Raw genomic sequence first — 14,832 nt, forward strand, 5'->3', positions numbered from 1 at the left:
TACAGCATGAGTGAGAAGGATGATTTGGAACGCAAGCTGAGCGAAATGTTGGTAGATGGTGAGATGGAACAAGGCGATCGTACGGCTAAGGAAATCCGGGAAATCTCACCTAAATATGAAATTCGTATTCAGACTACGCTCGATCCTATTGTGGAAGAAACATTACGTTATCGTAAGATTGGATATGAGCTGGATGACCGTTATGATAAATATCTGGAGCGTGCAGGGCAGAAGTTAGAGTCAGATGAAGATTCAGACAATAATAGCCAGTGATTTGCGAGGGGCGGTTTCCTGAATATAGGAGGCCGCTCTTTTGCGTTGCTATCCTGGATGGTAGAATGGAATTAGAACAATTTGGGAGGGATACGATGCTAGGCAATTGGAAAAAAATTTGGGCAGCTGGCATAAGCAGCCTGCTTTTGTTATCTGCGCTGATTAGCGTAGGAGCAGGCACGGCAAATGCGGCTGACACGACTGCAATACAAGACTCTGGGCAAGATGTCTTTCGCATCGTAGCTCTAGGTGATTCCATTACTGCTGGCTACGAGCCAGGAATGACGGACGTGAATACTAAGCCATACGGCTATGCGGAGAGATTGCTTGAGCAGGGCTGGTATCATGGCAGAAGTGCACTTACTAATTATGGTATTCTAGGGCTGACTACGGCCGGATTACGTAATTACACAGGAGCGATCAAGGATGGTTCAGTGATTACTGCTGAAGGAGTTCAGGCAGGTCTCCCAGATCCACGAATAGAGCAGTTCGTGAAGCTAACTCCGCAGATCGCAGCAGAGCTTAAGGAAGCTGATCTGATTACCATTACGATTGGTGGGAATGATGTAAGCAGTCTGTTCTTGCAGTTCAAGGAGCTGACGGATGCGGATTTCCAAACACAGCTGGACCAGCGGCTAGCGGATTATCAAACAAATGTGAAGGCAGTGCTGGAGAATATTCGTGCGGTAAGTCCGCAAACGACGATTATACTGGCCGATCAATATCAGCCTGCCCCTAAGGTTGCGCTTGGTCAAATGTACAACAGATTAATGACGGCAGCGGGCAAATTTACGGAAGCAGCGGATAGTGTAGCTGCAAGCGTGAACCAAGAGGGAGCGAAGGTGCTTGTAGCTCATGTTGCGGCAAAGTTTGCCGGGGTAGAAGGCTCGCTGACACATATTATTGGAGCAGGGCAAACTGATTTTCACCCGACGCAGCTTGGATACGAGACTATTGCTAAGGTCTTTGCGGAGTTACAATGGGGAGAGTATCGCGTTCCTACTGTAGCTACAATGGCTACTGCATCGGTACCGATGTCGATTGTAGTGAAGGGCGTGGAGTTGAATACACCCAATAAGCCTATCCTTAAAAATGGGCAGAACTTTTTGGCGCTAAAAGATATTCTAAATGCCGTGGGCGCAAGCGGGAAGTGGGATAACAAAACCTCCAGCGCTACCATCGTGTATGGTGGGAGAACCGTTGTGATCACCATTGGCTCGAAATTTATTAAGGTGAATGGAGAGAACGTGGCTATTGATACTCCAGCTTTTCTGCAAAAGGTAGGCAAGGAGGACAAAACCTACTTACCCCTTGCCGCTTTGGCGACAGGACTTGGATTCGATGTTAATTACAGCAGCAAACTGCGAACTGCTTTCATAAATCCATAAAGCTGCATACTATACATCATAAGAAATTAAATTAAGCCCGTAAGGAAAAGGTGGATGGAATATTGTCTAGTTCAAAATATAATGCTGAATATATCATCACCATGGATGATATAGTGCGGGAGGGTCATCCCGTACTTCGTACCGTAGCACAACCAGTAGAGCTTCCATTACAGGCGGAAGATCGTGAGGCTTTGCAATGTATGCTTCAATTTCTGAAGAACAGTCAGGACCCGGAGATTTCCGAAGAATATAAGCTGCGCTCTGGCGTAGGTCTGTCGGCGAATCAAATCGGACTGGAGAAGCGTATGTTCGCGATGTATCTTACAGACGAGAGAGGGCGGGCTGTAGAGCATGCTTGGGTTAACCCTAAGATCATAAGCCACTCCTTGTCTATGGTGTACTTACCAGAAAGCGAGGGCTGTCTGTCCGTTGATCGTCCCGTGCATGGCTTTGTACCTCGGTATGAAACCGTGAAGGTGAAGGGTTATGATCTGGAGGGCAAGGAGGTTGTCCTTAAATTTAAGGGCTACCAAGCTATCATCATCCAGCATGAAATAGACCATCTCGATGGGATTATGTTCTATGACCGAATTAACAAGGAGAATCCGTTTAAGCTGCCTCAGGGCGTGGAGATCCGGAACTTATATGAGTAGGAGAGTAACTCTGAATTAAAAAGCGGGCGACCTTACAGCGTAAAGCTGATGGTCGCTTTTTTTTTTTACCTATCGGCAAGATTATGATATTTCAAATATTTTACAAATCAATCGAAAGGATGTACCCTTACAATTAATGGATTTAAATTAGTAATAAGAGGAGGGCGTTAAATGAACTGGAGCAGAATGCCAATTAGAGGATTCGCCAACGAATACAATGATGAGGTTAAAAAGATTGATGAGCAGATTTTGAGTCTGATTCAGGAACGTAAAGCTATAACAGGCAAGAAACGATTATCCCCTGATAGTAAGCTACTTGAGGAATGGGCAACTAGATTCGAGATGAATACTACTCAGATTGTGCAGCATTTGCATCTTATGAATGAAACTGTACCTAGAAGACAATATTGGGAAGAGCCTGGTTTATTGCTGGGAGTGCTTCCGATTGTGAAGCGGACGGTCGTTGAAGAATGCGAGTATATACTTACGCATGCTATGCAGTATGAAGCCTTCAGCATAGTTACTGTGGAAATCAAATATTTAAAAGAAGCTGTAGGACATATCCATCTTCGAACGGCTTTAACGCTTGAAGTGGCGGGTGAGAATGAATATGAAGTGCAGCCGCATGGTGGTCATGGAGGTGGAGCGCATACACAAATGCAATTCTTGGTCGCCCCAACGCTGCCGGAGCATCTGGAGGGTGTAGAGTTTTCACTAGTGCCTGGGAGCGAGCAAATGTTAAGACCGTTAATGACTGAGATTACGTTGGACAAGCAGGTGGATTTTACATGAGAGCAGTAGAATATTTGGACTTCCAAACGCTGTTAGCGGATGAAATCTATAGATAAAGGTGGTCACTATCGCTCACACTCTTACAAAACGATTCTTTCTTTAACCCCTAGAACTATATACGGTGTGTATTTGAGCTTTTTGCGGTGTGAGCTACAGAGCCATTAGGGAAAAACTCCCTAAAAATAACCTATATTCTCTGTAAATGAACAGAATTAGGGATTTTCTCCCTAAAAAACGGGGTAAGTTCCTTGTTTTCCACTAAATTAGCTAAATTATAGGGGGATTTCCCTGATTATCTATCGAAGCTCCCTAACCCTTGCACTAAACACGGGGAAGGTCCGGCGATCCCTGTTACGCAGCATATAGAAATTGACGCTTGAGATCGGCTGGCTTAAGCTTGCCACAAGCTACAGATGCAGGCCGTGGATGAGTAAAAATGCAGAGCAGCGATCCTCCAATATAGGAGAATCGCTGCTCTTTTAACATTTGCGGTTTATGGGACTGGGACAGCTCCTTAATCTATTCAGCTTTTTTTAGCTTATGAAGCACTGCCGTTTCAAAACAATCTTATTTCTCAGCCGCCATAGCGCGGAAGGATTCTTCAGCTGCGACAAGTGTAGCATCAATATCTGCATCAGTATGTGCTGTGGTCAGGAACCAAGCTTCGTATTTCGAAGGGGCAAGGTTAATGCCACGGTTCAGCATATGCCGGAAGAAGCTGGCGAACAATTCGCCGTCTGTATCCTGAGCCTCGTCATAATTCGTAACCGGATGATTACAGAAATGAGTGGAAAACGAACCACGGATGCGGTTGATTGTCAGTGGAATGCCATGACGGTCTGCAGATGCTTGAAGTCCATCGGCGAGGCGGATTGCAAGCCGATCCATTTCTTCGTATACACCCTCTGCACTCAGAACCTCTAAACAAGCAATCCCTGCAGAGATAGACGCAGGATTGCCCGCCATTGTGCCGGCTTGATATGCCGGTCCAAGTGGAGCTACCTGTTCCATAACATGCTTGCGGCCGCCGTAAGCGCCGATAGGCAGGCCGCCACCGATGATTTTGCCAAGTGCAGTAAGGTCAGGAGTAATGTCCTCATGATTATCCAGCCCCGCATAGGTTTGTGTAGAACCATAATGGAAGCGGAAGGCAGTAATGACTTCGTCATAAATAACAAGGGAGCCATTATCGTGAGCCAGCTTGCAAAGTCCTTCGAGGAAACCAGGCTTAGGCATCACCATGCCGAAATTCCCCACAATCGGTTCAACCATAACAGCTGCGACATCTTCGCCCCATTTCTCCAGCGCCTCTTTCAGGCTGTCCAGATCATTAAAGGGAACGGTGATTACCTCCTGGGCGATACTGCTTGGAACACCGGCACTATCTGGAATGCCAAGTGTAGAAGGTCCGGATCCTGCTGCTACAAGCACCAGATCAGAGTGACCGTGGTAACAGCCAGCGAATTTTACGATTTTGCTGCGTTTTGTATAGGCACGGGCTACACGAATCGTTGTCATAACCGCTTCGGTTCCAGAATTGACGAAACGTACTTTATCCATAGAAGGAATGGCTTCTTTTAGCATTTTAGCAAGTTTAATTTCGAGCTGGGTTGGGGTTCCGTAAAGAACACCATTTTCTGCTGCTGTCGTAATTGCTTTGGTAATATGAGGGTGGGCATGGCCGGTAATGATCGGTCCATAGGCTTGGAGATAATCGATATATTCATTGCCGTCTTCATCCCAGAAGTGAGATCCACTGGCGCGTTTCATAAATACAGGTGCTCCGCCGCCAACGGCTTTGAAGGAGCGGGAAGGGCTATTTACACCCCCAACGATATGCTGGAGGGCTTCGTGATAAAGTTGTTCAGATGTGGAGCGATTCATAATGTGATCATCCTTTCGATTGTTGGTGCTCAAGGGAACGGGCGAACAACGGTGTTTTCCGTTGTCCGCCCGTATTATACCAAGTCACTGCTTTGTGTACATGTGAACTTTGCTTGTCAGGCCCTTAATGGGTCCCGCCAGAACTGCTATTGGAGGTGTTCTCCGATGTAGGGGTTGGTGTTGGCTCAGGACCATTTATGGTATCCTGTATAAATTCTTTTAGCTTCTTTTCGCTACGAATTCCGATAACCTGTGATCCGTCACTTGTAGTCTCCTCAGTGAGCAGATCCATTGGCGGAATTTGCTCACTGCCACCCATACTGCTATTATACCCTACGCTTGCCAGCTTCCACATATCATTAACTGACATATTGGTTTCAATATAAGGCGTAACCTGCGACAGGATATTTGGCAGCTTGACAATGGAGGTGGTGCTGATCAGCTTATCAGCCACAGCCTTGAGAAAACCGCGTTGGCGCTCGGTTCGAGTGAAATCGGAGGTAGCGTCATGCCGAAAGCGAACATATTGTAGCGCCATGTTGCCGTCAAGATGCTGATATCCTTTTTTTAGATCAATATCATATTCCGGACCGTCTGCAACGGTTTTGTAGACCATATCTTTTTCGACTTCATAATCCACACCCCCAACGGCATCAACCAGCTTGATGAATCCTTGGAAGTCCGTGTAGACATAATATTGAATTGGGATACCGAGCAGATCGCTGACGGTCTGCATCGCAGTATTAGGTCCATAAATAATCGCTGTATTAATACGTTTCTCGCCATGATCTGGAATCGGAACGTACGTATCTCTCAGTATTGAAAATACACTGATTTTCTTCTTCACAGGGTCAAGAGAAGCGACGAGCATTGTATCTGAACGGGGGATTTCCCCTTTCTTCACACCTCGGGCATCTACACCCATTAATAGGATATTAACAGGCTCTGTACCTTCCCACTTAGGAGGCTCAGGGGTATCGACATCAACGGTCTCTGCATTTTGAAAAGGGGAATCTTCAGTATTCGACATGCTACCAAGCTCATTGTAAATGGTTGTAATGTAGAAAATGGCCCCACCGATAATAAGGAGGAGTATAATGGCCAGCGTCCAAAGCAGCGGTTTCTTTTTTGACTTACCAGTCTTTGCGTGCCTTTTCTTTCTAGGTGGCATTTCTCGTTCTTCCTTTCGCATTCACGTTGACTACATTATAATTTCTTTTGGGGATACGTGCAATTTAGGAATAATTCCCCAATCTTAAGAAGGAGTGGATATATCTTGATCGAAGTAGCTATTGGACAAAAAGTACCCAATTTCACCCTTCCCTCTTCCAATGGGCATGAGGTTAGTTTGAGTGATTTCTTGGGCCGAAAGGTCATCTTATATTTTTACCCTAAAAATATGACACCAGCCTGCACGCAGGAGGCCTGCGAATTTCGTGATGCTTTTGATCAAATCACGGCGGTGGGTGCGGTTGTTCTGGGCATTAGTCCGGACTCTTTGGCATCACACGCTAAATTTACAGAGAAGCATAGTTTGCCCTTTCCACTGCTGTCTGATGAGGATCATAAGGTAAGTGAAATGTTCGGCGTATGGCAGCTCAAGAAACTTTACGGCAAAGAATTTATGGGAATTGTGCGATCTACTTTTCTGATTGATGAGCAGGGGATATTAGTGGAAGAATGGCGGAAGGTAAGGGTAAAAGGGCATGTCGCAAACACGATAGCAGGAATAAGCGAATCATAAATTTTACTAATTACTTTTTATAGATGTCTATTACATTTTTAACAGCTTATATAAGGTGTTGTCATGATATAGTTTCCTCATAATTGCTTCAAATTTGGAGCAAGAAGAGGTGGTGGAGTGATAATGCTGCATATTGGGCTTGATATCGGATCAACTACTGCTAAATTAGTTGTCATAGAGCGGGACATCATTGTTTATCAAGACTATGTAAGACATTATAGCGATATTAAAAAAGCGGCCCTCTCTCTTCTGTCTGATGTACGCGACAGATTCCCAGAGAGGGGAGCTAGGCTTACTGTAAGCGGTTCCTCGGGGTTGTCTTTATCCAAATTAGGTGGAGTTCCCTTTATTCAGGAGGTGATTGCCTGTACGAAGGCGATCAGTGCGCTGATCCCGGAATGTGACACGGCGATTGAACTGGGTGGAGAGGACGCTAAGATAATATATCTTCGGGGCGGCATTGAGCAGCGTATGAATACAGCCTGCGCGGGCGGAACGGGAGCGTTCATCGATCAGATGGCAGCGCTGCTGCAGACCGATCCGGCAGGCTTAAATGTTTTGGCGGAGAAGCATGAGCGAATCTATCCCATAGCTTCACGCTGTGGTGTCTTTGCCAAAAGCGATGTACAGCCGCTGCTTAATGAAGGAGCACGCCGGGAGGATGTGGCGGCTTCGATCTTTCAGAGTATCGTTAATCAGACGATTAGCGGTCTTGCTTGTGGACGTCCGATTCGAGGACGGGTGGCTTTTCTTGGCGGCCCGCTGACCTTCCTGCCTGCCTTGCGGCAGCGTTTTGCGGAAACGCTGGAGCTGGCGGAGGAGGATATCCTGTTCCCGGAACGCTCACAGTATTTCGTGGCGATTGGAGCTGCGCTCTCCGAAGCTGATCCAGTCGTATTGCCACTTTCAAGCTGGATCACGCGAATTGCGGCGGTTGATTTTACTGCGGATCGAGCTGCGGATGCTGAATTGCCTCCGCTTTTTGAGAATGCCGCTGAGCTTGCAGAATTTCGGCTTCGTCACGGCAAAGCCTCTGCAGCGAGATCAGATTTAGCCTTATATCGTGGACCTTGTTATCTAGGAATTGATGCCGGCTCAACCACAACTAAACTCGTGTTAACCGGTTCGGCTGACGAAATTCTCTATACCTTTTATGGCAGCAACAAAGGCAACCCGCTGCATTCGGTCAGCGATGCACTGAAGGAGATCTACCGGGTTCTGCCTCAAGGCTGCCATATCGCAGGATCATATGTGACAGGGTACGGTGAGGGGTTAATCAAGGCCGCTCTGCGGACAGATGGCGGAGAAGTAGAGACTGTTGCACACTATAAGGCAGCTTCCAAGTTCATGCCAGAAGTAGATTTCATACTGGATATCGGTGGGCAGGACATGAAGTGCATCAAAATCCGTGGCGGTGCTATCGACAGCCTTATGCTCAATGAAGCTTGTTCAGCCGGTTGTGGCTCTTTTCTGGAGAGCTTTGCCTCTGCCCTCGGACTTGGGATCGAGGAATTTGCCAAAACTGCACTCGAAGCGACTCAGCCTGTTAATTTGGGCTCGCGCTGCACGGTGTTCATGAACTCTAAGGTCAAGCAGGTTCAGAAGGAGGGCGCATCATTAGCGGATTTATCGGCGGGTCTTGCCTACTCTGTGATCAAGAATGCTCTGCAAAAGGTAATTAAAATCCGCAATCCGGAGGACTTAGGGCGAAATATCATCGTTCAGGGAGGTACCTTCTATAATGAAGCTGTATTGCGCGCCTTTGAGTCCTTGACGGGGCGGACGGTGGTTAGACCGGATATAGCTGGCGTAATGGGAGCTTACGGCTGTGCACTGATTGCGCGTGAGCAAGCAGGGGTTAACGGATCCAGTACGCTGCTTGGAGCAGAGGAGCTTGCCAGCTTTAAATATGAGGTCTCCTCAGGCCGCTGTGGCCGCTGTGGGAATAACTGTGCGCTGACGATCAGTCGTTTTCCGGATAAGAGCTTTTATGTGACCGGCAATCGCTGCGAACGCGGCGCAGGAGTCAAAAAAGAGAAAAATGTCCTGCCGAATCTGATGCAGTATAAATATGAACGGTTTTTTGAGTACGAGAGTTTACCGGAAACAGGGGCATGGCGGGGGACCGTCGGGATTCCGCGTACCATGAATATGTTTGAGAATTACCCGTTCTGGCACACTTTTTTCACCAAACTGGGCTATCGGGTGATTCTCTCCCCTAAATCAAGCAAGAAGCTCTTCGAAAGCGGCATGGATACGATTCCTTCAGAATCGATATGTTATCCTGCGAAAATGGCCCATGGACATGTGCAAAGCCTGATCGGTAAAGGTGTCGATTTTATTTTTTATCCAGCGGTGGTGTATGAGAAAAAAGAAGATGAAGCTGCGGATAACCACTTCAATTGTCCAGTAGTCGCCTCTTATCCCGAAGTCATTCGCAACAATATGGATGGGTTAAAGGACAATGGAATCAAGCTTGTCAGTCCATTCCTGACCTTCGATGATATTTCTGCGCTGACCAAAGGGCTGGTGAAGACATTTACCAGCATTCCGCGAGAAGAGATTGCGTCCGCGGTGCAAGCGGGACTTACAGAGGCTGATAACGCCAAAGGTGATGTGCGTACCAAAGGGGAAGAGACCCTTGTGTACCTAGCTGATACTGGAACCAAAGGAATCCTGCTCTGTGGACATCCTTATCATGCCGATCCTGAGATTAATCACGGGATAGCGGATATGATAACCGGGATGGGACTCGCCGTGCTGACAGAAGATTCTGTCTGCCATCTGGACCACAGCGAAGGGGATGTGGCTGTTGTTAATCAGTGGACCTACCATGCCCGGATGTACCGTGCAGCCCGCCTTGCTGCAGTCCGCTCGGATCTGGAGCTTGTTCAATTGACTTCCTTCGGCTGTGGGATCGATGCGATCACTTGTGATGCCGTACAGGATATTATGGAAAGACATAACAAGGTATATACATTGATCAAAATCGATGAGATCAGCAATCTTGGTGCAGCGCGCATTCGGCTTCGTTCATTGCTGGCGGCAATGCGTGAGCGTGAAAAAGGTAAGGTAGTGCCGCAAAAGCCGCCAAAAGTGCAGGCTAATGTGTTATTTACAAAGGAAATGAAAGAGACCTATACCATTCTTGCACCACAGATGTCGCCTATTCATTTTGAATTGTTTGAGCAGGTGTTTCGCGATGCCGGATACCGCCTGAAGATACTTGAGACGACCGGACCCGAAGAGACAGAAGAAGGTCTGAGATACGTTAATAATGATGCGTGTTATCCGGCAATTGTGACGATTGGCCAGATTCTGTCGGCGCTGAAAAGTGGGGAATACGATCCGGATCGTACTGCTGTGATTATGTCACAGACGGGTGGCGGCTGCCGGGCTACGAATTATATTTCTTTGCTGCGCAAAGCCTTAAAGGATTCAGACCTTGAACAAATTCCGGTGATTTCACTCAATGCTTCAGGGATGGAGAATCAGCCGGGTTTCCGTATCAGTCTTAAGCTGGCGAATCGGTTGATAGCTGCCGCTTGTTACGGTGATCTTATGATGCGGATGTTAAATCACTTTAGGCCGCATGAGGTTGTTCCAGGAAGTGCGGAAGTTCTATTCCGCAAAGGGATGGAGCGTTGCAAGGCAAGCTTATCCAACTTTTCATTCCGAGAATACAAACGCCTGATTCGTGAGATTGTTGCAGAGTTCTGCAAGCTGCCCGTTACAGGTATTACTAAACCAAGAGTAGGCATTGTCGGTGAGATCCTGATCAAATTCCATCCGGATGCCAATAACCGCATTATAGAGATGATCGAGGCAGAGGGCGGGGAAGCGGTAATGCCGGACTTCCTGGATTTCATTTTCTATTGTGTATATAATCCGATCTACAAAGCTGAGCAATTCGGCAAAAGCAAACGGCTCGGCTATATCAATCCCATGCTGATCTCTTATCTGGAAATTTACCGTAAGCCGATTAAGGTTGCCCTTGAGGATGCGGGGCTGGCTAAAGGACGGGAGAATATTTATGGTCTTGCCGAGAAGGCCAGCCGACTGGTGTCCGTAGGGAATCAGATGGGTGAGGGCTGGTTTTTAACCGCAGAAATGATGGATTTGATGGATAATGGTGTGAACAACATCGCCTGTATTCAACCGTTCGCGTGCCTGCCCAACCATATCACCGGGCGTGGGATGATTAAAGGCCTTAAGGAATTATATCCGGGTGCAAATATCGTGGCGATTGACTATGATGCTGGAGTTAGCGTAGTCAACCAAGCGAATCGGATTAAGCTGATGATGTCAATTGCCAGCAGCCAGGAAGAGACTAAGCCATCTAATTTAAAACTGCAGGATAAGCCTCAGCAGCAGACTTTACCTGAAAGTTCATACAGCTTAACCTGAGCATTGTTCAGACGAAAAAGCGGGCCAAGGATCTACCTTGGTTCGCTTTTTTTATGCTTTGTGCACTTATGTATGATTTTCATGTTTTTCCTGCAATATAAAATTACCTTTCAGAAAGTTACAGCAAAATATTGACCGAAATTTAGTTAAGGTGTAAAATAGTACGCATGCGAACTATTAGATGGTCTAACTAATTAATTCTTTGGAGGTGAAGATTTGGAAGATAAGGAGCAGCAATTAGATGATATTTTCTCCTCTTTTCGCCGGATTAGCCATGCATTCCAGCAGCTGCTGTGGAAGGATGCCGAAGAGCTGGACATCACACCAACACAGTTGATGGTTCTCCGCAAAATATCTGCAAATCCCGATATTGGCATTACAGATCTTGCCGAGCTATTACATTTGGGGAACAGTGCAGCGAGCGGCGTAGTGGACCGGATGGTGAAAGCCGATTTGATCACAAGACAGCGCTCTGAGGTAGATCGGCGTATATACAACTTGGCGATTACTGAAAAGGGCAGAGAGATCAGGGAAAGAAGTAAGCAATCGCTCAGAAGACACTTACTTCCACTATCCAATATACCTGCCGAGGATGCAGGCGAATTACTTAGGATTCATACCGAAATCATTCAGATCTTAGAGCAGGGGAGAGACAAACAGAATTTATGAGTACAATTACAGGTAACGCTGCAGCGGCAACTAAGGGAATACGTAGAGGACCGATTATTGCAGCGCTCTTAATAGGTGCATTTGTCGCACTTTTGAACCAAACACTTCTTAATGTGGCATTGCCGAGCATAATGGACGATCTAAAAATCGCAACGAATACGGCACAGTGGCTAACAACGGGATTTATGCTCGTGAACGGTGTGCTGATACCGATTAGTGCGTTTCTGGTGGAAAAGTTTACGACCCGCCAGCTATTCATCACCGCGATGTCACTTTTTTCGTTAGGTACACTTGTCTGTGGAATCGGAACAGGCTTTGAAATGATCATGGTCGGCAGAGTCATTCAGGCGGTTGGCGCAGGGATTTTGATGCCGTTAATGAATATTGTGTTTCTTCGCATCTTCCCAATTGAAGAGCGGGGAAAAGCGATGGGGCTAATGGCGGTAGCCATGATTTTTGCTCCAGCTGTAGGTCCAACGTTGTCAGGGTGGGTAGTTCAGAACTATTCTTGGCGCGTATTGTTCTTTATCGTTCTTCCGCTGGCTATTCTTTCTACCTTGCTAGGTATGAAAACAATGCAAAATGTAGGGCAAACAACTTCTCCGAAGCTGGATAAAACGGGTGTTATCCTGTCTACCATTGGTTTTGGGGGATTGTTGTACGGCTTCAGTGATGCTGGAACCGATGGTTGGGGAAGTGCAACAGTCATTACCTGCCTCATTGTGGGTGTGATTGCACTGGCTTTATTCGTATGGAGAGAGCTTAAGGCTGAGACACCACTGCTTGAGTTCCGGATTTTCAGATACAATATGTATTCACTCACGACATTAATCAATATCATCATTACGATGGCTTTATATTCGGGTATGATTTTGCTGCCGATTTATTTGCAGACGATCCGTGGCTTTACGCCAATGGAGTCTGGTCTTATGCTGTTGCCGGGAGCCATTCTAATGGGAATTATGTCTCCAATCACGGGGATTATATTTGATAAAATCGGGGCAAGATGGCTGTCTGTGGTAGGCCTGATTATTACAGTAATTACGACCTGGCAATTCAGCCAGCTTACAGACAGTACGACGTATACGCATATGATTATTACTTACACGGTTCGGATGTTAGGCATGTCGATGTTATCGATGCCGATTGTAACGGCTGGACTTAACCAGCTTCCACAGCGTTTAAGCTCGCATGGTACAGCAATGTCGAATACGTTGCGGACGGTCGGAGGCGCGCTGGGAATGGCGTTGTTCGTCAGTCTAATGACCAATAAGACGAAGAGCACAATCACTGATACGCTTATGAGCGGAACGGTTTCGTTAAACGATAAAGCAGCGATGCTTAAGCTTACGCAAGAGGCTACAATTAGCGGGGTTACGCATGCCTTTAACATTGCTACCTGGATCACTGTAGTTGCTTTGGTATTGGCTTTCTTTATTAAAAAGACTTCACCGCAGCCAGACTTCCTGAAGACGGAAGAAGTGCAGCCACAGCAGGACAATCAATAAAAAACTGGGTTAACAAAGAATGGAAAAAGGAGCGTCCTACGAACTGTTATGGTTCCGTAGGGCGCTTCTTTTGTTGTGATGCTATTAGTTAGCTGGAGACACAGCTGCAGGATCGCTCCAACGTTTCAGATGTGGCAGCTGCTCCGCGAGAAGTTTACGGGCAACATTCTCATCCATTCCTTCTTCGACCATATAGCCTGTACAAATGTCAGCCATTTCTTGCAACGTGATGTTAGGCTGTTTGAATGCGCCATTCTCATAGCAGTACACGCAGTAATCTTCGATCTTGTTGCCATTCTGGTCCGTTCCAAGCAATTCCGCCGTAGGCATTGGCATCCCACAGCTTTGACAAATTTTAAGATCTCCTTGCTCTACATGTTCATGTCCCATATTTAACACTCCTTTAAAGGTATGCAAGCTCTCGAGCGCCCGCTTTAAGTTCAGTATAGAACAATAAACCTGACGACATTCCGTCAGGTTTATTGTTAGGTTGTATATTTTGCTGCTATGCCTGCTGCAAGCTGCCCCAACTTTTGCCGAATATGCGGTGGCTCTAAGATTTCTACATGCATCCCGAAGCTTAGCAGGAAACCATACAGCCATCCATCCTCAGGATAGTTGAGGGTAACCTTGTAACCTCCATTACCGTCGGGCAGTAGCTCGGTAGAATCAAACCGCTCTTCCGCTAGATGTTTGCTTTCAGCTTTAAACTGCAAAACGATGGGTGTTGCTGTTGTTACGGTTGATCTCTGATACTCGTTGCTCCAAGGCAGCTCGCTTGCATCCACATCTTTTGCAATAAAAACTTGGGTATTCTTAACGAGCTCTTTCATGCGCAACAGCTTAAATAGACGGAAATCCTGACGATTGAGACAAAATCCATATAAGTACCATGCTTGCCCCTTTAGCACTAAAGTATAGGGCTCTACCGAACGCTGGCTTGTCTGACCCGCAGCATCCACATAATCAAAGTTTACGGTCACGCTTTCCTCAAGTGCTTCTTTTAGAGTGGCAAGCTTTTCTTCCAGAATACGTTGAAGACCCCATGGGGAGAAGTCGATGATGAGCTGAGTCGTTTTGCTGCGGAAGGCGGCGGATTGGGAGGGCGGGATTACGCTGCTGATTTTTTCCATGAGCAGAGTATGTTCATTTCCTCCATAAGACGAGACGCTCTGCAGAGCCGTGAAAATATCCGCCAGCTCACGATCCGTCAAAACATTGCGGTCCAGCCGGTATCCTTCCATAAGCCCGATCCCACCGTTCGCTCCCTGATAGGTGACGATAGGAATTCCGGCCCCATTAATGCTTTCAATATCACGATAAATGGTGCGCACAGATACCTCGAACATATCGGCTAGCTCCTTCGCCTGAATTAGGCGGCGGTTCATTAGCAGGATAACGATAGACAGCAATCGATCTATTTTCAAAAGACAATTCCTTCTTTCCCGGAGATTTCCGTGAAGTAATGCTGTATTTCATCTTAGCAAATCCTTGAAAATAAAGCATTGTCATAA

General features: G+C 46.7%; 12 protein-coding genes. 8 read left to right on the top strand and 4 right to left on the bottom strand.

Translation table 11 applies throughout. From position 1 onward, the window contains the following. Window positions 1–6: 6 nt before the first annotated feature. The 4 genes from MHH89_RS25145 (at window position 7) to MHH89_RS25160 (ending at window position 3,106) form a co-directional block, all read left to right on the top strand. Window positions 7–273: a hypothetical protein gene (locus MHH89_RS25145; RefSeq protein ID WP_076130524.1), complete on the top strand. Its 267-nt coding sequence runs from the start codon at window positions 7–9 to the stop codon at window positions 271–273. 95 nt (window positions 274–368) lie between these two features. Beyond that, window positions 369–1,661, top strand: coding sequence for a stalk domain-containing protein (locus tag MHH89_RS25150; RefSeq protein WP_076277888.1), 1,293 nt, complete (start codon window positions 369–371; stop codon window positions 1,659–1,661). 101 nt (window positions 1,662–1,762) lie between these two features. Further along, window positions 1,763–2,314, top strand: a complete 552-nt coding sequence (gene def, locus MHH89_RS25155; RefSeq protein WP_036679906.1) for a peptide deformylase — start codon at window positions 1,763–1,765, stop codon at window positions 2,312–2,314. Window positions 2,315–2,485: 171 nt separating this feature from the next. Beyond that, window positions 2,486–3,106, top strand: a complete 621-nt coding sequence (locus tag MHH89_RS25160; RefSeq protein WP_076220196.1) for a hypothetical protein — start codon at window positions 2,486–2,488, stop codon at window positions 3,104–3,106. Between the two features lie 567 nt (window positions 3,107–3,673). Here MHH89_RS25160 and MHH89_RS25165 read toward each other — a convergent pair. After that, window positions 3,674–4,990 carry a glutamate-1-semialdehyde 2,1-aminomutase gene (locus tag MHH89_RS25165; RefSeq protein ID WP_076305529.1) on the bottom strand — a complete coding sequence of 439 codons (1,317 nt, stop codon included), beginning with the start codon at window positions 4,988–4,990 and terminating at the stop codon, window positions 3,674–3,676. A gap of 124 nt (window positions 4,991–5,114) precedes the next feature. Further along, window positions 5,115–6,161, bottom strand: coding sequence for an LCP family protein (locus tag MHH89_RS25170; protein ID WP_076307387.1), 1,047 nt, complete (start codon window positions 6,159–6,161; stop codon window positions 5,115–5,117). Window positions 6,162–6,266: 105 nt separating this feature from the next. Between MHH89_RS25170 and bcp the strand changes: the two genes are divergently transcribed. The 4 genes from bcp (at window position 6,267) to MHH89_RS25190 (ending at window position 13,318) form a co-directional block, all read left to right on the top strand. Then, window positions 6,267–6,734, top strand: a complete 468-nt coding sequence (gene bcp, locus MHH89_RS25175; protein ID WP_076186308.1) for a thioredoxin-dependent thiol peroxidase — start codon at window positions 6,267–6,269, stop codon at window positions 6,732–6,734. 123 nt (window positions 6,735–6,857) lie between these two features. Beyond that, entirely contained in the window at window positions 6,858–11,141 is a 4,284-nt protein-coding gene (locus tag MHH89_RS25180; RefSeq protein WP_341088825.1) for an acyl-CoA dehydratase activase-related protein, read from the top strand. Between the two features lie 216 nt (window positions 11,142–11,357). After that, window positions 11,358–11,810 carry a MarR family winged helix-turn-helix transcriptional regulator gene (locus MHH89_RS25185; RefSeq protein WP_076130529.1) on the top strand — a complete coding sequence of 151 codons (453 nt, stop codon included), beginning with the start codon at window positions 11,358–11,360 and terminating at the stop codon, window positions 11,808–11,810. Then, window positions 11,807–13,318, top strand: coding sequence for a DHA2 family efflux MFS transporter permease subunit (locus MHH89_RS25190; protein WP_076106051.1), 1,512 nt, complete (start codon window positions 11,807–11,809; stop codon window positions 13,316–13,318). Before MHH89_RS25185 ends, MHH89_RS25190 begins: the two co-directional genes overlap by 4 nt. A gap of 84 nt (window positions 13,319–13,402) precedes the next feature. Here the strand turns inward: MHH89_RS25190 and MHH89_RS25195 are convergent, their stop codons facing one another. Both MHH89_RS25195 and MHH89_RS25200 read right to left on the bottom strand, forming a co-directional pair. Beyond that, window positions 13,403–13,708 carry a zinc ribbon domain-containing protein gene (locus tag MHH89_RS25195; RefSeq protein ID WP_052096752.1) on the bottom strand — a complete coding sequence of 102 codons (306 nt, stop codon included), beginning with the start codon at window positions 13,706–13,708 and terminating at the stop codon, window positions 13,403–13,405. Between the two features lie 95 nt (window positions 13,709–13,803). Further along, complete coding sequence (locus MHH89_RS25200; RefSeq protein ID WP_076280425.1) at window positions 13,804–14,745, bottom strand: helix-turn-helix transcriptional regulator; 942 nt, start codon at window positions 14,743–14,745, stop codon at window positions 13,804–13,806. Window positions 14,746–14,832 lie beyond the last annotated feature (87 nt).

The sequence above is a fragment of the Paenibacillus sp. FSL H7-0323 genome, from assembly GCF_038002725.1.
Taxonomy (GTDB): Bacteria; Bacillota; Bacilli; order Paenibacillales; family Paenibacillaceae; genus Paenibacillus_AQ; species Paenibacillus_AQ odorifer.